General features: G+C 33.6%; 20 protein-coding genes and 4 tRNA genes. 6 read left to right on the top strand and 18 right to left on the bottom strand.

Features of this window, described 5'->3' with window-relative positions; all coding sequences use genetic code 11:
- Nucleotides 1-37: 37 nt before the first annotated feature.
- Together carB and rpmH are read right to left on the bottom strand one after the other, a co-directional pair.
- The gene (gene carB, locus P2W65_RS00350; protein ID WP_289662694.1) at nucleotides 38-2893 is read right to left on the bottom strand and encodes a carbamoyl-phosphate synthase large subunit; all 2856 of its coding nucleotides are present in this window, start codon (nucleotides 2891-2893) and stop codon (nucleotides 38-40) included.
- A gap of 148 nt (nucleotides 2894-3041) precedes the next feature.
- Nucleotides 3042-3203 (bottom strand): 50S ribosomal protein L34, encoded by a 162-nt coding sequence (rpmH, locus tag P2W65_RS00345; RefSeq protein ID WP_008464848.1) that lies wholly within the window; start codon nucleotides 3201-3203, stop codon nucleotides 3042-3044.
- 169 nt (nucleotides 3204-3372) lie between these two features.
- On the opposite strand from rpmH, the gene P2W65_RS00340 reads away from it, so the two are divergent.
- Entirely contained in the window at nucleotides 3373-3888 is a 516-nt protein-coding gene (locus P2W65_RS00340; protein ID WP_011921618.1) for a hypothetical protein, read from the top strand.
- Between the two features lie 114 nt (nucleotides 3889-4002).
- On the opposite strand, the gene P2W65_RS00335 is transcribed toward P2W65_RS00340, so the two are convergent.
- From P2W65_RS00335 to P2W65_RS00305, 7 genes are all read right to left on the bottom strand, one after another.
- Nucleotides 4003-5298 (bottom strand): cryptochrome/photolyase family protein, encoded by a 1296-nt coding sequence (locus P2W65_RS00335; protein WP_289662663.1) that lies wholly within the window; start codon nucleotides 5296-5298, stop codon nucleotides 4003-4005.
- Nucleotides 5299-5491: 193 nt separating this feature from the next.
- Nucleotides 5492-6001, bottom strand: a complete 510-nt coding sequence (locus P2W65_RS00330; protein ID WP_289662661.1) for an SRPBCC family protein — start codon at nucleotides 5999-6001, stop codon at nucleotides 5492-5494.
- Between the two features lie 147 nt (nucleotides 6002-6148).
- Nucleotides 6149-6589, bottom strand: coding sequence for a sterol desaturase family protein (locus P2W65_RS00325; RefSeq protein ID WP_289662660.1), 441 nt, complete (start codon nucleotides 6587-6589; stop codon nucleotides 6149-6151).
- Nucleotides 6590-6834: 245 nt separating this feature from the next.
- A complete protein-coding gene (locus P2W65_RS00320) occupies nucleotides 6835-7674 on the bottom strand; it encodes a phytoene/squalene synthase family protein (RefSeq protein WP_289662658.1) in 840 nt (279 codons plus the stop codon).
- Between the two features lie 4 nt (nucleotides 7675-7678).
- Nucleotides 7679-9145, bottom strand: coding sequence for a bifunctional phytoene desaturase/3,4-desaturase (gene crtID, locus P2W65_RS00315; RefSeq protein WP_289662657.1), 1467 nt, complete (start codon nucleotides 9143-9145; stop codon nucleotides 7679-7681).
- A 39-nt stretch (nucleotides 9146-9184) separates the two neighbouring features.
- A complete protein-coding gene (locus tag P2W65_RS00310) occupies nucleotides 9185-10084 on the bottom strand; it encodes a MerR family transcriptional regulator (RefSeq protein ID WP_289662656.1) in 900 nt (299 codons plus the stop codon).
- 211 nt (nucleotides 10085-10295) lie between these two features.
- On the bottom strand, nucleotides 10296-10799 hold the full coding sequence (locus tag P2W65_RS00305) for a tetratricopeptide repeat protein (protein ID WP_289662654.1): 504 nt from the start codon (nucleotides 10797-10799) through the stop codon (nucleotides 10296-10298).
- A 171-nt stretch (nucleotides 10800-10970) separates the two neighbouring features.
- On the opposite strand from P2W65_RS00305, the gene P2W65_RS00300 reads away from it, so the two are divergent.
- Nucleotides 10971-11660: a hypothetical protein gene (locus P2W65_RS00300; protein WP_289662652.1), complete on the top strand. Its 690-nt coding sequence runs from the start codon at nucleotides 10971-10973 to the stop codon at nucleotides 11658-11660.
- 101 nt (nucleotides 11661-11761) lie between these two features.
- Here the strand turns inward: P2W65_RS00300 and P2W65_RS00295 are convergent, their stop codons facing one another.
- Nucleotides 11762-12157, bottom strand: coding sequence for a DUF5367 domain-containing protein (locus P2W65_RS00295; RefSeq protein WP_289662651.1), 396 nt, complete (start codon nucleotides 12155-12157; stop codon nucleotides 11762-11764).
- Between the two features lie 146 nt (nucleotides 12158-12303).
- Nucleotides 12304-12376 (bottom strand) — tRNA-Lys (locus P2W65_RS00290).
- Nucleotides 12377-12679: 303 nt separating this feature from the next.
- Between P2W65_RS00290 and P2W65_RS00285 the strand changes: the two genes are divergently transcribed.
- A complete protein-coding gene (locus P2W65_RS00285; protein ID WP_289662649.1) occupies nucleotides 12680-13087 on the top strand; it encodes a hypothetical protein in 408 nt (135 codons plus the stop codon).
- Nucleotides 13088-13192: 105 nt separating this feature from the next.
- On the opposite strand, the gene P2W65_RS00280 is transcribed toward P2W65_RS00285, so the two are convergent.
- From P2W65_RS00280 to P2W65_RS00270, 3 genes are all read right to left on the bottom strand, one after another.
- Nucleotides 13193-13275 (bottom strand) — tRNA-Leu (locus P2W65_RS00280).
- 44 nt (nucleotides 13276-13319) lie between these two features.
- Nucleotides 13320-13392: transfer RNA gene (locus tag P2W65_RS00275), tRNA-Lys, on the bottom strand.
- Nucleotides 13393-13432: 40 nt separating this feature from the next.
- Nucleotides 13433-13505 (bottom strand) — tRNA-Lys (locus tag P2W65_RS00270).
- A gap of 126 nt (nucleotides 13506-13631) precedes the next feature.
- Here P2W65_RS00270 and P2W65_RS00265 point away from each other — a divergent pair.
- Entirely contained in the window at nucleotides 13632-14150 is a 519-nt protein-coding gene (locus P2W65_RS00265; protein WP_289662648.1) for a shikimate kinase, read from the top strand.
- Here P2W65_RS00265 and P2W65_RS00260 read toward each other — a convergent pair.
- Together P2W65_RS00260 and P2W65_RS00255 are read right to left on the bottom strand one after the other, a co-directional pair.
- A complete protein-coding gene (locus tag P2W65_RS00260; protein WP_289662647.1) occupies nucleotides 14142-14642 on the bottom strand; it encodes a phosphoribosyltransferase domain-containing protein in 501 nt (166 codons plus the stop codon). The genes P2W65_RS00265 and P2W65_RS00260 overlap by 9 nt on opposite strands.
- Before the next feature lie 132 nt (nucleotides 14643-14774).
- Nucleotides 14775-15167 carry an RNA-binding S4 domain-containing protein gene (locus tag P2W65_RS00255; protein WP_289662646.1) on the bottom strand — a complete coding sequence of 131 codons (393 nt, stop codon included), beginning with the start codon at nucleotides 15165-15167 and terminating at the stop codon, nucleotides 14775-14777.
- 79 nt (nucleotides 15168-15246) lie between these two features.
- Here P2W65_RS00255 and bamM point away from each other — a divergent pair, with 79 nt between their 5' ends.
- Nucleotides 15247-16425 carry a BamM family beta-barrel-assembly machinery protein gene (gene bamM / locus P2W65_RS00250; protein WP_289662645.1) on the top strand — a complete coding sequence of 393 codons (1179 nt, stop codon included), beginning with the start codon at nucleotides 15247-15249 and terminating at the stop codon, nucleotides 16423-16425.
- 308 nt (nucleotides 16426-16733) lie between these two features.
- Nucleotides 16734-17711 carry a hypothetical protein gene (locus P2W65_RS00245; protein ID WP_289662644.1) on the top strand — a complete coding sequence of 326 codons (978 nt, stop codon included), beginning with the start codon at nucleotides 16734-16736 and terminating at the stop codon, nucleotides 17709-17711.
- Between the two features lie 74 nt (nucleotides 17712-17785).
- On the opposite strand, the gene P2W65_RS00240 is transcribed toward P2W65_RS00245, so the two are convergent.
- Nucleotides 17786-18739: a transketolase family protein gene (locus tag P2W65_RS00240; protein WP_091497466.1), complete on the bottom strand. Its 954-nt coding sequence runs from the start codon at nucleotides 18737-18739 to the stop codon at nucleotides 17786-17788.
- 79 nt (nucleotides 18740-18818) lie between these two features.
- Entirely contained in the window at nucleotides 18819-19667 is an 849-nt protein-coding gene (locus P2W65_RS00235; protein ID WP_289662642.1) for a transketolase, read from the bottom strand.
- Between the last annotated feature and the right edge of the window lie 123 nt (nucleotides 19668-19790).

The raw sequence follows: 19790 nt of genomic DNA, 5'->3' as shown, positions 1-19790 counted from the left end.
TGAAAATTGGAGCTTTTTTATATAATAGAATCTGAGATTATTTACTCAAATACATTTTTCTTCTAGAGTACAATTCGTAGAATTGATCATCTTTTAAGTCATCAATAAATAAGATGCTTTCTCCTGTTGATTTCATTTCTGGTCCTAACGCTTTGTTTACGTTCGGGAATTTGCTGAAAGAGAAAACCGGCTGTTTGATTGCATATCCTTTTAATTGTGGATTGAAATCGAAATCTGTCACTTTGTTGTGACCTAACATTACTTTTGTAGCGTAGTTTACATAAGGCTCACCATAAGCTTTTGCAATGAACGGAACCGTTCTAGAAGCTCTTGGATTTGCTTCGATAATGTAAACTGTATCGTCTTTAATTGCAAACTGAATGTTGATTAAACCAACTGTTTTTAAAGCTCTTGCAATTTTATGCGTATGATCTTTAATTTGTTGCATTACAAACTCTCCTAAGTTGAAAGGAGGCAATGTTGCGTTACTATCTCCAGAGTGAACTCCACAAGGTTCGATGTGTTCCATAATTCCGATGATGTAAACATTTCCATCTGCATCACAGATTGCATCAGCCTCAGCTTCGATAGCTCCAGCTAAGTAATGGTCTAAAAGTAATTTGTTTCCTGGAATGGCTTTCAACAAATCGATAACGTGCTCTTCTAATTCTTTTTTGTTGATTACAATCTTCATTCCCTGACCTCCTAATACATAAGAAGGACGAATTAAAAGTGGGAAATCTAAAGTATCCGCTAATTTTGAAGCTTCGTCAGCTGTTTCAGCAATTCCGAATCTTGGGAAAGGAATGTTTAACTCTGTTAATAAGTCAGAGAAACGTCCTCTGTCTTCTGCTAAATCAAGTGCGTCGAAACTAGTTCCGATAATTTTTACACCGTATTTAGATAATTTATCTGCTAGTTTAAGCGCTGTTTGACCACCTAACTGCACGATTACACCTTCTGGTTTCTCGTGTTGGATGATGTCATAAATATGCTCCCAAAATACTGGTTCGAAGTATAATTTATCAGCCGTATCGAAATCTGTAGAAACCGTTTCAGGATTACAGTTAATCATGATCGTTTCATAACCGCATTCTTTAGCTGCTAAAACTCCGTGCACACAAGAGTAGTCAAATTCGATTCCTTGTCCAATTCTGTTTGGGCCAGAACCTAAAACAATTACTTTCTTTTTATCTGTTACGATACTTTCGTTATCTACAAAACGTTCTCCGTTTGCTTTTTCAATTTCAGCCTCAAAAGTTGAGTAGTAATATGGTGTTTTTGCTTTAAACTCAGCCGCACAAGTATCAACCAGTTTAAACACACGGTTGATGTTCATGTTCATACGTAAAGTGTGTACTTCACTTTCCAGACAGCTCATCATGTGGGCGATTTGTCTGTCTGCAAAACCTTTTTGTTTCGCCTCAAGCAATAATTCTTTTGGAAGATCAGAAACTTTATAGTTTGAAATTTCTTTCTCTAAAGTATAAAGCTCTTCGTATTGTTTCAAGAACCACATATCGATTCTTGTAATTTCGTGAATAGTGCTCAATGGAATTCCCATTGCGATTGCATCATAAATTACGAAAACACGATCCCAGCTTGCATAAGTTAGTTTCTCGATAATTTGTTCGTAATTTTTGTATCCTTTTCCGTCAGCTCCTAAACCATTTCTCTTAATCTCTAAAGATTGAGTTGCTTTGTGAAGTGCTTCTTGGAAAGAACGTCCGATTCCCATAACCTCCCCAACAGATTTCATCTGAAGGCCTAAAGTTCTGTCTGAACCTTCAAATTTATCAAAGTTCCAGCGTGGGATTTTTACGATTACATAATCTAAAGTTGGTTCGAAAAGGGCTGAAGTCGATTTTGTAATTTGGTTTTGTAATTCATCTAAGTTGTATCCTAAAGCCAGTTTAGAAGCAATTTTAGCAATTGGATATCCAGTTGCTTTTGATGCTAAAGCAGAAGAACGAGATACACGAGGGTTGATCTCGATCGCTACGATATCTTCTTTTTCGTCTGGCGAAACTGCGAACTGTACGTTACATCCTCCCGCAAAATTCCCGATACTTCTCATCATTAAGATAGCGTAGTCGCGTAATTTTTGGAAAGTGGTATCCGATAATGTCATTGCAGGTGCAACCGTGATCGAATCTCCAGTATGGATTCCCATTGGATCCATATTTTCAATAGAACAGATAATTACAACATTATCATTTTTATCTCTTAAAAGTTCTAACTCGTATTCTTTCCATCCCATCAAAGCTTTGTCGATCAAAACTTCGTGAATTGGAGAAGCTTCAAGACCTCTTGTTAAAAGCTCATCAAAATCTTCTTTTTTGTACACCACAGCTGCTCCAGTTCCTCCAAGTGTAAACGAAGGACGAATTACAAGTGGGAAACCAAATTCTTGAGCAATTTCTTTTCCTTCTAAGTAAGAAGTAGCCGTTTTTGCAGGTGCCGTTGGTACATTAATTCTCTCTAAAAGCTGTTTAAATTGCTCTCTGTCCTCAGTAATATTAATTGCGTTAACATCAACACCGATTAATCTTACTCCGAAATCCTGCCAGATTCCTTTCTCCTCAGCTTCCAAACACAAGTTCAAAGCTGTTTGTCCTCCCATTGTAGGTAAAACAGCGTCAATTTGTGGATGTTCCTTAAGAATTTCAATAATCGATTTTGTAGTTAAAGGTTTTAAGTAAATATGATCGGCCATAGATGGGTCGGTCATAATTGTTGCTGGATTTGAGTTAATCAAGATAACTTCAATTCCTTCTTCACGAATCGAACGTGCAGATTGAGATCCTGCATAATCGAATTCGCAAGCTTGACCAATAACAATAGGTCCTGAACCTATTATTAAAACGGATTTAATTGATGTGTCTTTAGGCATTTTTTTTGTATTGTGTAGTTATATAAAGTACTTTAAAAAAACATTCGTAGTCTATTCTAAACTAGAATGTTGCGAAATTTTTTACCGACAAGGTATAAAAAAAGGCGATACTAAAAAAGTAATCGCCTTATGTATGTTTATACAAACATTATTTTTTGTGTCTAGGCTCGCTAGAAACAGTTAATTTATGTCTTCCTTTTGCTCTTCTACGCGCTAGAACTTTTCTTCCATTCGCAGAAGCCATTCTGTCCATAAATCCGTGCTTATTTCTTCTTTTTCTTTTCGATGGTTGAAATGTTCTTTTGCTCATTGCTTTGTATCTTTAAAAATGGTATCTATTAACTCGTTTATTTGGTTTTGGATATCGTTGTTCAAAAACCGAGTGCAAATATACAAAGACTTTTTTTTCTGGCAAGCACTTTTATAAAAATATTTTTAATTCCTTTTACTATCTTTGCAATCACAAATTTACATTAATTATGTTTCACAAAAATATTAAACTAATTTTAGCCGGACTTCTTGTGGTTGCTGGCATTTGGCAATTTACAGAAAGTAATATTGGGAATGGTATATTTCTTATTTTATTGACTGCAATTCCAATTTTTCTTTATTTTAAAAACGAATTTATCCTTTTAGCCTTCCTTAAATTAAGAAAACAAGACTTTGAAGGTGCAAATAAATGGTTGTCATATATCAAAAATCCTGAAGGAGCATTAGTAAGAAAACAACAAGGTTACTTAAATTACTTACAAGGTATAATGTTGTCTCAAACTAATATCAACCAAGCAGAGAAACATTTCAAAAAAGCGATCGAACTTGGACTATCAATGGATATGGATTTAGCTGTAGCTAAATTAAACTTAGCTGGAGTTGCTATGTCACGAAGAAGAAAATTAGAAGCGACTAATTTATTAAACGAAGCTAAAAAATTAGACAAACAAGGGATGCTGAAAGAGCAAATCTCTATGATGAAAGAACAAATGAAGAAAATCTAAATTCTTTGAATTAATTTTAAATATAACAAATCCCAAATTTAAAAAAAGTTTGGGATTTTTTATTGTATGATAATTGAGATTTGGAATTTGCCCTGTTGCTTTGGGCTTGGGATTTTACTTTAGTATTCCCGCCTTGTAAGTAGAAATCGCACGATCTCTCGCAAAAGCATGATCGACCATAGGTTCAGCATAACCAAAATCAAACTCAGGAATCCATTTACGGATGTATTCGCCTTTTTCGTCAAATTTCTTTTGCTGGATTTCGGGATTAAAAACTCTGAAATAGGGCGCAGCGTCGCAACCGGTTCCTGCTGCCCATTGCCAGTTTCCGACATTTGATGCTAGTTCAAAATCTAATAATTTTTCTGCAAAATAAGCTTCGCCCCATTGCCAATTGATTAATAAATGTTTGCAAAGAAAACTTGCGACAACCATACGAACACGATTGTGCATATAGCCTGTTTCGTTTAGCTGACGCATTCCGGCATCGACCATTGGATAACCTGTATTTCCAGAACACCAGCGTTTGAAATCTTCTTCGTTATTTCGCCATTGAATTCCGTCATAGGCCGATTTGAAATTGTGATTGACGCAATTTGGGAAACTAAACAGAATCTGGATGAAGAATTCTCTCCAGATCAATTCACTTAAAAAAGTCTGATTTTTTTTACTCGCCCAATTTACCAATTTACGAATACTTACGGTTCCGAAACGTAAATGTGGCGAAAGATAAGACGTACTGTCTAAAGCAGGAAAATCACGAGTTTCTTTATAATTCGCAATTTGAGTTAAGTTGTGAGGAAGTACTTTTATGGAGCTTTTCTCAAAACCAATTTCAGCTAAATCAGGGAATATAAATTGATTTTTCGCAAATTTGGAAACCAGCGAACTAGAATCATATTCTGGAGCTGAACCTGAAAAATGATACTTCTCAAGCCATTTGTTTTTGTATGGAGTGTAAACAGTGTACGGAAGGCCATCAGCTTTTGTGATTTCTTTTTCTTCGAAAATAACATGATCCTTAAAAGAGAAAGCGTCGATTTTGTTTTCTTTTAAGAGGGAAAAAATTGCATTGTCACGTTTGATAGCAAAAGGTTCGTAATCTTTATTGAAGAATATATTCTGAATATCGAATTCTTCTAAAAGCGATTTCCAAACTGCTGTAGTTTTTCCTTTTTTGATTAAAATAGAGGATTCGAAAGTGTTTAATTCGGTATTTATTTTTTGAAGTGAATCGTAGATAAAGCTAACTCTCGCATCATTTTTCGGTAAATTATCCAGAATGTCTTCATCAAAAATAAATAATGGAATTACTGGGGAATTGGATTGTAAAGCGTGAAATAATCCAGTATTGTCTTCTAAACGTAAATCACGTCTAAACCAGAAAAAGGATACTTTTTGTTTTGTCATTGTTTATTTTTTTGCTCAGCTTATGTTTTTTTTTTAAACACATAGAAACATAGATTCTATTTTTTTTCTTGTAGAAGAATATTGAAAGAAACTAGTTTCTAACACATGGTTAAAGTACTGCTATGTGTTTTTATGCAAGTTAAACGCCTTTTTCTGCGCAATGAAAACTATGTTTCTATGTGTTAAAATGAATTTATATGCTCTTTTGTTCTGCGTTAATTTGAATAATCTTGGGCTGTGATTTGGAATTGAATAATTCTTCGATTTTGTTGTATCTGAAATCAAAAATGGTTTTTAGTTTGTTTTTTACGACTAAGCGATTCATTATTCTTCCGAAAATTCCGAGTGGGAGCGCATAATGAACAATATCTGTCATTTTAGTTCCGCCGTCAGATGTTCGTTCAAAAAAGTGTTTGTGATGCCATAACTTGTACGGACCAAAACGTTGAACGTCTATAAAATAGTGATTTTCTTTGCAGGCTGTAATTTCGGTAACCCAGGAAATCTTGATTCCTAATAGCGGTCTTAAGGTATAGGTTATAATTTGTCCATGATACATTCGCTTGTCGTCAAAATCCTTGATAGTAAAATTCATATTATCAAGCGTGATGGTCTGCAGGTTTTTTGGACTGGAGAAAAAATCCCAGCAGTCTTCAACGCTGGCATTTACATATTGAACGGTTGCTATTTTGTATAATTTCATCTTTTTACTTTAAATTGTTACAAATGCTTCTTAAAAACACGTGAGCGTTAGGGGTTGTAGTGGAGCTCTTTTTGTGGCTGGCTTTTTCTGCCAGACATAAAAAAGCGGGAACGAAAAACCCGACCGATAGGGAACGCCCAAATCAAGTTACATTTTATAGTACTTAAATGGTACAAACAACATTCCGAAACATTCTCCTTTTTCTTTTCCAAGGTGTTTGTGGTGTATTTTATGCGCTTTTCTCAGTCCGATGAGGTATTTGTTTTTGGTGTTTTTAAACCATTTAAAGCGCTGATGAATCAAGACATCATGAATTAAAAAATAACAGGCTCCATAAAGCGTAACACCGCATGCAATGAAAAACAAATAATTGAATCCGCCTTGAACACCAAAATAAAACAGGAGAATACTCGGAATGGCAAAAATGACAAAGAAAATGTCGTTGCGTTCAAAAGTATCCTCGTATTTCGGCTGATGGTGATCGGCATGAAAATACCACATAAAACCGTGCATTACATATTTGTGAGTAAGCCAGGTAACACATTCCATAAACAGAAAAACGCCTATAAAGATTAAAAAAGAAATCATTTTATAAATGTTGTAAATTAAAATTATGATTTTATTTCTTTTGAGTTTTGCCTTAGATGATAAAAGATTAACTCTAAAGGTTTTTATTTATTAGTTTTTAAACACATAGAAACATAGATTTTATTTTTCTTGCAAGGAGAATATTGAAAGAAACTAGTTTCTAACACATAGCTATGTGTATTTATGCAAGTGAAACGCCTTTTCTAAGGCATGAAAACTATGTTTCTATGTGTTTAAAAAAAAAACTATACAAGCTTCAGCTTATAAGTCACAAAAGATTGCGCTAAAAGTCCCGCTTTAGTATAATTAGAAACCCGAATTCTCGAATTTCCAATTTCATGTGACGGTGTGTTTTTTAGTTTTTTCAGCAGTTTTTTGTAATAAACATAAGCCGTATAAACTCCAAATTTGGCTTCGATTGGCAATTTTACAATTCCCTGATAAGCAATTCTGAAATCTTCTTCAATTTCTTTGATGATTTGCTCTTTCGAATCTTCATTGAAATTGTTGAGGTTGATTCCCGGAAAATAAGCACGGTTTAAAATCGTGCTGTCATCTTTTAAATCCCTCAAAAAATTGACTTTCTGAAATGCTGATCCCAAACGCATGGCTTCTTCTTTTAACTGTTCGTATTTGTGTTCTTTTCCAGAAACAAAGACTTTCAGACACATTAAGCCCACAACATCGGCAGAACCATAAATATAATCGGCATATTCGGTTTGGGTTTGGTATGTTGATTTAATCAGATCGAGTTTCATGCTTTTTAGAAATGCCTGAACCAAATCGTCTGTAATATTGTATTCTTTTACAGTATGCTGAAATGAATTTAAGATAGGATTTAGACTGATTCCCAATTCCATTGCTTTGTAATATTCTTTTTCGAAATCATCGATAAGATACTCTTTTTCGTAATCGTGAAATGAATCTACGATTTCGTCGGCAAAACGAACAAATCCGTAAATACTGTAAATGGCATCGCGTATGCTTGGCGACAGCATTTTTACGGCAATCGAGAAAGAGGAGCTGTAGTTTTTGGTAACCAGCTTACTGCATTTGAAAGAAACGGCGTCGAATAGTGATTTCATTTTTTTACGATCTTAAAGATTTTTGAATTAATTCAGCGGCTAGTTTTCCAGAAATTAACGCAGGCGGAACACCTGGGCCGGGAACAGTTAATTGTCCTGTAAAATATAAGTTACGAACTTTTTTGCTTTTTAGTTTCGGTCGCAGAAAAGCCGTTTGCAATAAAGTATTGGCCATTCCGTAAGCATTTCCTTTGTAAGCGTTATAATCGGTTACAAAGTCATTTTTACAGAACGATTCCTTAAAGATAATGTTATTTCTAATTTCTTGTTGCGTAAGCTGTTCAAAACGAGTAATTATCTTTTCGAAATATTCATCACGGAGTTTTGTATTATCTTCAATTCCAGGTGCAAGCGGAATTAGGAAAAAACCAGTTTCCATTCCTTCCGGAGCACAAGTCAAATCTGTTTTGGATGGAAAGTTGGCATAAAATAAGGGCTCATCTGGCCATTTAGGATGATCATAAATATCAATCGCATGCTGATTAAAATCGGTGTCGAAAAACAAAGCATGATGCGAAATATTTTCTATTTTTTTATTAAAACCAATGAAAAACAGGAGCGAAGAAGGCGCAAAGATTCTGCTTTCCCAATATTCATCAGAATAAGCGCGATGTTCTTTTTCTAATAAAGTTTCGGTATGTTGATAATCGGCTCCGCTTAAAATAATATCGGCTTTTAGGATTTCTCCATTAATTAGAATTCCGGTTGCGGTTTTATCTTCAACGATTATTTTTTCGATTGGCGAATTGGTTTTAATGGTTACGCCGAGTTCTAAAGCTAATTTTTCGATGCCACGAATAACATCAAACATTCCCGTTTTTGGATGCCAGGTTCCGAGACCGAAATCGGCATAATTCATGAAATTGTAGAATGAGGGCGTTTTGGTTGGTTTTGCTCCAAGAAATAAAACTGGAAATTCCAGAATTTGAATCAGCTTTTTATTTTTGAATTTTTTGCGAATATCAGCACTTACATTTCCTAAAAACTGATTGAGTTTTAAAGTGGTTTCTTTTGTAACCAATTCCAATGGGGAAACTCCGGGACGATAAACCAAATCTTTTATGGCAATATCATAATTGCTTTTGGCTTGATTGATAAAGGTTTCTAGTTTTTGACCGCTTCCTTTTTCAATTTCATCAAATGTATTTTTGATTGTTGCAAGATTGTCGCAAATGCTGACAAAATCATTTATGCCGAAATAAACACGATAAGCCGGATTGAGTTTTACAAGCTCGTAATAATCGGAAGGTTTTTTGTTGAAATCCTGAAAAAAACGTTCGAAAACATCGGGCATCCAATACCAGCTTGGTCCCATGTCGAAGGTAAAACCTTCTTTCTTGAATTGACGGGCACGACCTCCAATTGTTGGATTTTTTTCATAAATAGTAACGCTGTTTCCTTGATGGGCAAGATAACAAGCGGCGGCTAGGGAGGAAAAGCCAGATCCTATTATTTTGATTGTTTTTCTCATTTGTTTAACAAATATAGGAAAACTTTAAACAAAATAAAATTAGATCATGTTAATAGTTTCTTCCATTGAGTCAAAAATGCGGATTCTTTCTGGTAAAACGGTTTTGTCAATATGTTCGACCATTTTTCCCATAAGCCAGATTTCGTTGTTTTTCTGTAACAATTTCTGCCCCATTGATTTTACGTACTGATTGATTACGCTTCGATCAGGTTGAACGGTCATGAAAGAGATAAACGTAATGTTCTCAAAATGTCTCGTTAAATCCTGAAGATTTTCAATTGGCATGCTTTCGCCTAAATAAATGGTTTTGTAACCTTTATCTAGAATTTCGTATTGTAAGTATAATAAACCAATTTGGTGTATTTCATTCAGCGGAAGCGATAAAACAAAAATTCTGTCGGTTTTTGTTGGTTTTTTAATTTGAAGACTTTCCGTATAAATCAATATTTTTTGCTTGATCAAGTGACTCATGAAATGTTCATTTGCAGGCGTAATCGTTTCAGATTGCCACAACAATCCAAGCTCTTTTAAAAGCGGTAAAAAATGTTCTTTAAAAACTTCTTTAAAAGTCTTTTCAGAAATAAGCCAATCGAATGTATTGAAAAATAATTCCTGATCAAAATTCATCATGGACATTTTGAAGGAAGTAATGGCGTAGTTCTGAGAGTTTTTCTTAGAAATTATTTCGCGTACCAATTGCGGTATCTTTTCTTCAGGATACGTTGCTATTTTAGAAATCTTATAACCATATTCGTGTAATAACGTAATGTTTAGGAGTTTCTGTAGGTTATGAAGATTATAAAATCTTATGTTAGTATCCGTTCGCATTGGTTCAAGGATATTGTATCTCTTTTCCCAGATGCGTATGGTGTGCGCTTTTATTCCAGATAAGTTCTCAAGATCTTTTATGCTGAAAACAGTTTTTATATTGTTTATCATTTTTCGCGATTAGGTCGACAAATGTAAAACAAAATCTAATAAACAACCTTAAAACCACATTAAAAAGATAGAAGATTAGATGTTTATGTATTTAAAATATATTTTTTACCTAAAATCAGGTATTTTTTTCTTAGGAAAATTATTACTTTGACAATAAAACAAAAACAGCCTTCAAGTAAAATAATGAAGGCTGCTTTTGTTTTGAGTTTTGTTATTTGCAGTAATTCGCTTTGTTTTTTATGGCGCTTTGACTTCCTAATTCAATTGCTTTAGTGAAATCTTTACAGGCATTTTTTTTATCGCCATTTTCGTTATAGGCCAAGCCTCTTAAATTGTAAGCGATATAATCTTTTGGGTTGAGACCTAAAGAAGAAGTGCAGTCGTCTATAGCGTTTTTGTAGTTTTTTAATTTGTAATACACATTGGCTCTTCCAGTAAATGCATCGGCATTCATGTTGTCTAATTCGATTGTTTTGCTGAAATCGGCTTCAGCTCCTTTTAAATCGTTTAGTTTGTATTTTGCCACACCGCGATTTTGATAGGCTTCGGCAAATTTAGAATTCATGCTGATGGCTTTGGTGTAGTCGGCGATAGCACCTTTGGTGTTTCCGGCTTCAGCTTTTTTCATGGCTTTGTCAAAATAACCGGTGGCAGATTGTGCCCACACAGAGCATGTCATCATCAGGATAGATGATAATAATAGTAGGTTTTTCATAGGACTAATTTGGGATTAGTGATTAATTATTTTTTAAACGAATTTAGGAAAGTTTTTATTTTGTGGGAGAATTTCTTTTTTAAATTATCATTAGAAAAATTAAACATTTGATGGAAAGAGGATGTGTTAGGCGGAGTATATTATTTATACATTCGTAATAAAATTATTAAAATGGGATATTGGTGCAGTCTGCATTTATTTGACGATAAGAAATTTTATAGTAAAGTGGTTCCAGAATTAAAAGGAGAAATTGGAGATTTGACCGAAGCTTGTCGGGAATTTTTGAAATATTATCTTGTTGGAGGTATTTCTCGTTTCTCTGAGGAAAAAATCAATAGTCTTATTGAAGAGAATATTAGAAAAATTGTTTCCATTTCAAATTCTCTTGATGAGTCCTTTAAAATTTATCATGAATTTCACAAGATTAGTAATTATGATGCTCAGATTAGTTTTATAGGAAAGCTCGATGGTCATTATGAGTTTTGCAAATTCCTGGAATATTATATTTTTAAGACTTGTGCTGACTATAATCCGCATTTAGGGCTGGGTAAGGGTGGAGTATCCCGAAATTTTAATATTCCTATAAAAACTCTTTCTTGTGACATCATTGGAGAGCTTGATAATTGGAATGATTTTTTGTCTCAAGACAGAATGGGAATTGCAAATTGGATTACATATGAAGATGTAGAACTTCTTTTTTACGACAAAGAAAATTTGCATTTTGAAGATAATGAACGGGCAGACACTTTCCTTGAATTACTGGATGTTGCATACAAGAACAAGCTTGGTTTTATTGTGGGAATTGATATGAGAGAAACGCAGTTAGAATTGTTGTATGAAAATAAATTGTTAAAAATCTGATTTTTAGTCACTATGCCGTTTCTGTTTTTAAAGTAAAGATTTTAAAAGAAAATGAATTATAGTGTCTTTTGGGCAGTGGTAAAAAGAAGTTTTATTTCGATCTATTTTTTATTTTTTCGAAAAAGCCCAAAAAGTAAAACAACAGAATATGCAAACATTAGCCATGAAGCGAAAGTTTTGCTGTAGCTTTCAGGCATATTGAGAAATAACTTTTCAAAAAACTGTATGCATAACGTATCCAGCAACATTCCTGGTAAAACCATGGCGACTGCCGCTTTTATACTTTCAGGATTGTTTAGGTTAAATTTGTTAAAGACTGAGGTTGAGATGAAGCCTAATACTGGGATGAGAATGATATACAATACAAGCATTATTAAGGGATTGTCAACTATAAAAAAATAGTGACCTGCAATTCTGAATAAGATAGTGGCTGTAAACCACACTAAAAAACCAACAATAAAACTAATCAGAAGGTAATTATCTTTATATGTCTTCATTGGGAATCAATAAATTGGTTATTGTCTTGAATTGCAGATGGTTTGTTTGTGATTTCTGCAGTTCTAGTTTTAAGCTTTAGTTTTTTGATTACAAACTTACAAATTACAAGGTATAAAAAAAGCAACTTTTAAAAGTTGCTTTTTTGTGACCCGACTGGGGCTCGAACCCAGGACCCCATCATTAAAAGTGATGTGCTCTACCGACTGAGCTATCGAGTCTTTTGTTTTCTTCAATGAGGGTGCAAAGATAAGCACTTTATTTAGTTTTTCAAGTGTTTTTTGAAATGATTTTTAGAATAATTTCTAATGACTTATTTTACAGTAAAATAGATTCTTGATTTTTTTTTTTTGTAATCTTGAAGGAGAAGGATTAGAATCTTTATAGGAAGATTTAAATATTTTAAATGATGTATGTGTAGTTGTGTAGTCTAAATTTGCACAGAGAATACTCTGATGGGCTTAATTTTTGTTGCGTACCAAAACTGAAAAAATAAAATATAATTTTAAAACCTAAATTGTAGAATGAGCAAATCATCCAAAACTCTGATATGCTTTTATTCGATACTTGTAGTTAGTATAATCTGGTTGTTTGTTTTTTCAAAGCCTATTAAAAATTTTGCTCCAATTGTTTTTGGAATTCCAACTTTTCCCATTTTTATATTTAACTTTCGTAATAAATTAGAAGATTTTAGTAGGGTGCTTAAAAAAAAATATCCTGATTTATTCCAAAAACATGTTGTTAATTATGGGATTTCAGCTGATATTGGCGAAATTGTTGATATAGGAGTACTTTCGAAGAATGAAGATTTTGAAAACTTGAAAAATAAAGAGCTTTATGAAATGTACATTTTATGTAAGCAGTCAATAAAATTAGCTTTCTTATCTTTTTGCATCATTCTGTTATTGGGAATGGCAACGATTTATCTATAAGAGGCGAAAAAAAATGCACCTATAAAAATTATTTTTATCTACAAAATTTTCAAACTATAAAAAAAAGCCCGAGAATCAATATTCTTAGGCTTTTTAATTTTTTAGTGACCATGGAGGGATTTGAACCCTCACGCCCTTACGAGCACCACCCCCTCAAGATGGCGAGTCTACCGTTTCTCCACATGGCCAAAAATGAAAAAAGGTCAAGTAAAATAAATTACTCGACCTTTTGTGACCCGACTGGGGCTCGAACCCAGGACCCCATCATTAAAAGTGATGTGCTCTACCGACTGAGCTATCGAGTCATTGCTTTCAAGAAATTTAATCTGTTAATCACAAAATTTGTGACCCGACTGGGGCTCGAACCCAGGACCCCATCATTAAAAGTGATGTGCTCTACCGACTGAGCTATCGAGTCATTTAATTTCTTGAATGCGGGTGCAAATATAAGGAGTTTATTTTGAAGTTTGCAAGCAATTTTATTATAAATTTGTCTTTTTTTTGGAAAAATTTCCAATTGCTTAGTTTATAAGGTTTTATTAGTATGAAGAAAATTGTATTGTTAGGTTATATGGGTTGCGGAAAGTCGACAATCGCTCAAAATTTGTCAAAAATCACAAATATTCCGTTCTTAGATTTGGATAAAATTATCGAAGAAAGAGCAAAAATGTCCATAAATGAGATTTTTGAGAAGCACGGAGAGATCTATTTTCGAAAATTAGAACATGAAATATTTGTCGAATTATTGCAATCTGACGAAAATAATATTATCGGATTGGGTGGAGGGACTCCATGTTATGCTAATAATCATGAATTGCTAAAAGGAGAAAATGTTGATTCAATCTATTTAAAAGCATCAATCGATACTTTATATAATAGATTAGTTTATAATAAGAGTAAACGTCCTTTAATCGCGAATATGAACGAGGAAGAAATGAGAGAGTTTATCGCGAAACATTTATTCGACAGAAGTTTTTACTACAATCAGGCCAAACATAAAGTTGTAGTTGATGATAGATCTGTCGAAGAAACGGTTCAGGATATCATACAGGTTTTAACTTAAAGAAGCATAGTTTCCGTTTTCGGAGTCGAAAACAACTTGAACATGCTCTAATAATGAAGTTGAAAGAGAAATGCCCTTAAAGTCTGCTTTTACAGGGTATTTTTTATGATTTCTGTCAACGAGTACTGCTGTTTTGAATTTTTTTAGCGGTACATCTAAAAAATGACGAACAGCATAGATCAATGTTGTGCCAGAGTTTAGTACATCATCAACCAGAACTAATCCTTTGTTAGAGTATTCTTCTGGGCTTAATGAAGTTTGTATAGCGTCCTGAGGACTTTGTTTGTTTACTTTTACTTCGCAGATAGAAACTTTTAAAGTAGAAATGCTGCTTAAAGCAGAAGCTATTTTTTTTGCAAATAGAAATCCGTTAGAAGCTATTCCGGCAATAATGACTTCTTCTTCGTCAACAAAAGTTTCGTAGATTTGATAAGCGATACGTTTTATTTTGTGTTCGATTTCCTGGTTTGTTAAGATGATATTATTGCTCATGATTTATTTTTTTGCTAAAGTACAAATTTTAAAAAATTAGAATATTAAAATTCCAAATTCCAAATTTCTTATTGATTGGAACTATTTTGAAATTGGATTTTGGAAAAGAATTGGAATTTGAAAAATTAGATTTTATTCTGTCTCTTCATCTTCATCAAAGATTTCATTTCCATATTCATCAATATCTCTTCGGTCTTTTTTGGTTGGTCTTCCTGTGCCGCTTTTTCTATAATGTTCTTTTGATAGCTTTAGAAGTTCTAAATGTGCGTATGCTTCCGGTGGAGTTTCGTTTTTACGGTAAATATCTACTAGTTTTGCACCGACACGACTTTCAGGAATATCTAAAACGGTTATTATCTGAGTAATTTGATCTTTTCTGAAGGTAATTCGGTCAGTAGGAAAAACTTCTTTAGACGGTTTTGCAACCTGTCCATTTACAGTAATATGGTTTTTTTTGCAGGCCTCTGTAACCATGTTTCTCGTTTTGTAATAACGAACGCACCATAAGTATTTATCGACTCTCATAATTTTTCTAAAATCCAAGTTAAATTCTTTACAAAAATAAATCAATATTGTATCTTGCGCACCTAAAAAAATGATAATAATGAATAAATTTAAATATTATTTTGTTTTATTACTGGCTGGTATTGCCATCGCTTCTTGTAGTAAAAAGGATGATGATGATACAGTGGTAACTCCGTTGAGAGATTATCAAGAACAGTATAATGCAGATAATGATTCAATTGTGAAATTTTTGAAAACCAATTATATTGAAAATGTCACAGCTGATTTTGATGTTAAGATATCAAAAATTCCTGCTGGCGGCACACAAACTTCTATTTGGGATCAACAGACTTATAAATTATTGAGCAGAGATGTTTATAGTGATGCTATTACTTATAAGGTGTATTATTTGGTGTTGAGAGAAGGTTCTGGACAGTCTCCAACAAATACCGATAAAATTTCAGCAGCTTATTCTTGTTATTTTTTGGATAACGCTCTTGTTGATTCTTCTTATGGACTTCCTTTTACGGCTAATTTATTTCCATATGCAAATGCGAATACAGTGGTAGAGGGTTGGTCAGAGATTTTTCCTAAATTTAAGACAGGAACTTCTACTACAGGGAATGATGGTGTAATCACTTATGCCGATTATGGTGCTGGTGTTATGTTTTTGCCATCAGGTATGGGGTATTACTCAGGTAGAGGATCTATTCCTGCTTATACACCGCTATATTTCACTTTCAAATTGTTTGATCTGCAGCGAATGGATAATGAGTATACTTCTACAAGTTCAGGAAGAATCTTTGCTGGCGATGGCGTTCCAGATTATTTAGAAGACCTTAACGGAGATGGTTATTTGTATGATTTTAGAAACACAACTAAATATCCAAACCCTCCAAAAGAATTGATTGATGATACAGATGGAGATGGTATTGCTGATTTTGTTGACTTTGATGATGACGGAGATGGTTTTACTACTAGATTTGAAATTACTAAGCCAACTAATCAGGTTGGTTGGGGAACATTAAACAGTCAGCCTTTCTATTTTGGAGTGTCATTATATTATCCTTGGGAGCCAATGGTAGATAATCCAGCTACTCCTAATGTAGATGAAACAGAGCCTAGGGGAATTCCTAGAAGACCAACTGGCGATCTTACAAATCCTGCAGATCCTGTAGAGTCGGCAAACAATCCTAGAAAATATACTGAGGAAGATTATACCGCTACCCCAAGAAAGAGAATTCATTTGGATAATAGTTATCCAATAAAAATTAAATAAAAAAAAAGACTCGAATTTTAAATCGAGTCTTTTTTTTTTATATGTCAAATCTTTAGTTGTTAAAAGGTAAAACATTTATTATTTAATATGTTTTATAAGTTGACTGTCTCTGAAAAAAAAACTCAAAATCTATTTTTTCATTTTTTGTAAGATTAGAAAAAATATTTTGTATTTTCTGTAAGTTTATTTTGTTTTTTTATTTTAGAATAATGTTAAAATAAGAAAAAAGATACTGTTTTACGTGATTACGTAAGGAATGTCTTTGTTTGATATTTATATTTGTAGGAATAACAAATAAATATTTTATAATGAAAAAAATTTTAGCATTCTTTTTAATGACTGCTCTTTTATCATGCAGTAATGAGGATCAAACAATTCAATCCGCTGAAGGTTTATCTGCTAATTCATTGTCGGTTTTAGACGGTACAACTCTTTCTTTTAAAGATGATAAGTCTTTTATAACGGAGTATAATGAATTGACAAAATTAAAGACGGGAGAAGAGCTTCAGGCTTGGATTTCTAAAAAAAAGCATTCTTCTCTTTTAAATGCAATAAATGAGAGTGTAATTGATCAAGAAGAAACTTTAGAAGATACAGAAGTTTCAAAATACATCTATTCAAATGCTTTAAGTGCTATTTTTAATGAAGATTCAAAAGTTAAAATAAATGGTAAAACTCTTTGGTTGAATGAGCAAAATCTTTACGAATTAAGTTCTGTAGATTTGAATAAAACAAGTGAGCAGTTACAGGTAGAAAGATCAAATCTTAAAATTTATGGTAATGTTTTTGGAGAGACCAAAAATAATGAAACAGGAAGAAGTATTATTAATGCAAACAAATCAAAATCATGGGAGTATGGTTTTAATTGGGATGGAAGAGAAAGAAAGATTATTTTGACCTTATTTAATGAAACTATTTATTTAAACGGAGATGTTTATACAACAAAAATGTTTTTAAGAGCTCAAAGATTAGGAAGGTATTGTTCTGTGTGGAGGTGCAGATGGAATAGTGATGCAGGAGGAGTTGTGATGGTAAGATTTACGGGATATACAAATTGGCCTATAAACCCTATTTTTGTAGAATATTACTCTTATCAATTAAACGATAATGCAAATACAATTATGTTGGCAGACGGGTCTCGTTATTCGGGTACACCAGTTATGCTTCCTGGTCCTGCAGATTATTTTGCTGTGTCTGGTACAGTAACATGTTCTTTTACAAATGTTCCTGCTATACAATTTCAGCCAGCAGCGACTACGTGGACTCAGGATATATCTTGGTTCTAATTAGAAAAGGAAGTATAATGAAAAAGCCTCGAAATGTTAATTTCGAGGCTTTTTTATAGATAAGATAGTTAAAACTATTTTCTTTTAATAACTCTTTCTACAGCTTCAACAATAGCTTGATTGTTCAATTTGTATTTTTCCATTAATTGCTCTGGTGTTCCAGATTCACCAAAACTATCTTTAACAGCTACAAATTCTTGTGGAGCTGGATTGTTTAAAGCCAATACTCCTGAAACGCTTTCTCCAAGACCTCCAAGATAATTGTGCTCTTCAGCAGTTACAACACATTTCGTTTTAGCAACAGATTTTAAGATGGCTTCTTCGTCCAGCGGTTTGATAGTGTGAATGTTGATTACTTCGGCAGAAATCCCTTTTGCTTCCAAAGCTTCAGCGGCGATAAGTGCTTCCCAAACCAAGTGCCCAGTTGCAATAATAGTAACATCTGTTCCTTCGTTTAACATAATTGCTTTTCCAATTACGAAAGGTTCATCAGCAGGAGTGAAGTTTGCTACAACTGGACGACCAAAACGTAAATAAGCTGGTCCGTGGTGATCAGCTAATGCAATTGTAGCTGCTTTTGTTTGATTGTAATCGCAAGTGTTGATTACAGTCATTCCTGGCAACATTTTCATTAATCCGATATCTTCTAGAATTTGGTGAGTTGCACCATCTTCTCCTAAAGTTAAACCTGCGTGAGAAGCACAGATTTTTACATTTTTATCTGAATAAGCTACAGATTGACGAATTTGATCGTAAACTCTTCCTGTAGAGAAGTTAGCGAAAGTTCCTGTGAAAGGAATTTTTCCTCCAATTGTTAAACCTGCAGCGATTCCAATCATGTTAGCTTCAGCGATTCCAATTTGGAAAAAACGCTCTGGGTGATTTTTTTTGAATTCATCAAATTTTAATGATCCAATTAAGTCAGCACATAATGCTACAACATTTTCGTTTTTTTGACCTAGTTCAGTCATTCCCGCTCCAAAACCAGAACGAGTATCTTTACTTCCTGTATTTTCGTATTTTTTCATTTTATATCTTTTGAGATGTTGGGTCTCTAGTAGTTTTAGTTTCTAAACTGAAAACTATCTACTGAGACTGAACACTTTTTTAATAGTCTGCTAAAGTTGAAACGTTTTGAGCTAAAGCACTAGCCAATTGATCATTGTTTGGTGCTTTACCATGCCAAGCATGAGTGTGCATCATGAAATCTACACCATTACCCATTTCTGTATGTAACAATATACAAACTGGTTTTCCTTTTCCTGTTCTTGATTTAGCATCAGTCAATCCAGCAATGATAGCGTCGATGCTGTTTCCTTCTTTAATTTCTAAAACATCCCAGTCGAAAGCTTCGAATTTAGCACGAAGACTTCCCATTGGCAGAACTTCGTCGGTTGTTCCGTCAATTTGTTTACCGTTAAGGTCAATTGTTGCGATGATGTTGTCTACTTTTTTAGCAGAAGCATACATAATAGCTTCCCAGTTTTGACCTTCTTGTAATTCTCCGTCACCATGTAAGCTATAAACAATATGATTGTCTTTGTTTAATTTTTTAGCTTGCGCTGCTCCAAGAGCTACAGATAAACCTTGTCCTAATGAACCAGACGCAATACGAACTCCAGGTAAACCTTCATGAGTTGTTGGATGCCCTTGTAAACGAGAGTCTAATAATCTGAATGTAGCTAATTCTGAAACTGGAAAATAACCGCTGCGTGCTAGAACGCTGTAAAAGACAGGAGAGATGTGTCCGTTTGAAAGGAAGAATAAATCTTCTCCGATTCCGTTCATATCAAAACCTTCTTTGCGGTCCATTATATTTTGATATAGTGTTACCAAAAATTCAGTACAACCTAAAGAACCACCTGGGTGTCCAGAGTTTACAGCATGTACCATTCTAAGAATATCTCTTCTTACTTGGATCGTTAAATCGCTTAATTGTTGTGTGTTAGGCTTCATTTTATATGTAAAATTTTAAACTGAAGCAAAAGTAACGGATATTTTGTGGGGAGACAAATGATTTTCTGCTTTAGTTCGTTCCAATTGTTAAATTTTTTTGTTCTTTTTTTATCAAAATTGGAG

It is taken from the genome of Flavobacterium panacagri, from assembly GCF_030378165.1.
Taxonomy (GTDB): Bacteria; Bacteroidota; Bacteroidia; order Flavobacteriales; family Flavobacteriaceae; genus Flavobacterium; species Flavobacterium panacagri.
Note: the sequence above shows the minus strand (reverse complement) of the source record. Positions and strands in the feature narration are given on the sequence as shown.

What these genes read in the sequence shown, in the direction of transcription:
- carB (WP_289662694.1), bottom strand. Translation starts at nt 2,893, where the DNA reads ATGCCTAAAGACACATCAATTAAATCCGTTTTAATAATAGGTTCAGGA.
- rpmH (WP_008464848.1), bottom strand. Translation starts at nt 3,203, where the DNA reads ATGAGCAAAAGAACATTTCAACCATCGAAAAGAAAAAGAAGAAATAAG.
- P2W65_RS00340 (WP_011921618.1), top strand. Translation starts at nt 3,373, where the DNA reads ATGTTTCACAAAAATATTAAACTAATTTTAGCCGGACTTCTTGTGGTT.
- P2W65_RS00335 (WP_289662663.1), bottom strand. Translation starts at nt 5,298, where the DNA reads ATGACAAAACAAAAAGTATCCTTTTTCTGGTTTAGACGTGATTTACGT.
- P2W65_RS00330 (WP_289662661.1), bottom strand. Translation starts at nt 6,001, where the DNA reads ATGAAATTATACAAAATAGCAACCGTTCAATATGTAAATGCCAGCGTT.
- P2W65_RS00325 (WP_289662660.1), bottom strand. Translation starts at nt 6,589, where the DNA reads ATGATTTCTTTTTTAATCTTTATAGGCGTTTTTCTGTTTATGGAATGT.
- P2W65_RS00320 (WP_289662658.1), bottom strand. Translation starts at nt 7,674, where the DNA reads ATGAAATCACTATTCGACGCCGTTTCTTTCAAATGCAGTAAGCTGGTT.
- crtID (WP_289662657.1), bottom strand. Translation starts at nt 9,145, where the DNA reads ATGAGAAAAACAATCAAAATAATAGGATCTGGCTTTTCCTCCCTAGCC.
- P2W65_RS00310 (WP_289662656.1), bottom strand. Translation starts at nt 10,084, where the DNA reads ATGATAAACAATATAAAAACTGTTTTCAGCATAAAAGATCTTGAGAAC.
- P2W65_RS00305 (WP_289662654.1), bottom strand. Translation starts at nt 10,799, where the DNA reads ATGAAAAACCTACTATTATTATCATCTATCCTGATGATGACATGCTCT.
- P2W65_RS00300 (WP_289662652.1), top strand. Translation starts at nt 10,971, where the DNA reads ATGGGATATTGGTGCAGTCTGCATTTATTTGACGATAAGAAATTTTAT.
- P2W65_RS00295 (WP_289662651.1), bottom strand. Translation starts at nt 12,157, where the DNA reads ATGAAGACATATAAAGATAATTACCTTCTGATTAGTTTTATTGTTGGT.
- P2W65_RS00285 (WP_289662649.1), top strand. Translation starts at nt 12,680, where the DNA reads ATGAGCAAATCATCCAAAACTCTGATATGCTTTTATTCGATACTTGTA.
- P2W65_RS00265 (WP_289662648.1), top strand. Translation starts at nt 13,632, where the DNA reads ATGAAGAAAATTGTATTGTTAGGTTATATGGGTTGCGGAAAGTCGACA.
- P2W65_RS00260 (WP_289662647.1), bottom strand. Translation starts at nt 14,642, where the DNA reads ATGAGCAATAATATCATCTTAACAAACCAGGAAATCGAACACAAAATA.
- P2W65_RS00255 (WP_289662646.1), bottom strand. Translation starts at nt 15,167, where the DNA reads ATGAGAGTCGATAAATACTTATGGTGCGTTCGTTATTACAAAACGAGA.
- bamM (WP_289662645.1), top strand. Translation starts at nt 15,247, where the DNA reads ATGAATAAATTTAAATATTATTTTGTTTTATTACTGGCTGGTATTGCC.
- P2W65_RS00245 (WP_289662644.1), top strand. Translation starts at nt 16,734, where the DNA reads ATGAAAAAAATTTTAGCATTCTTTTTAATGACTGCTCTTTTATCATGC.
- P2W65_RS00240 (WP_091497466.1), bottom strand. Translation starts at nt 18,739, where the DNA reads ATGAAAAAATACGAAAATACAGGAAGTAAAGATACTCGTTCTGGTTTT.
- P2W65_RS00235 (WP_289662642.1), bottom strand. Translation starts at nt 19,667, where the DNA reads ATGAAGCCTAACACACAACAATTAAGCGATTTAACGATCCAAGTAAGA.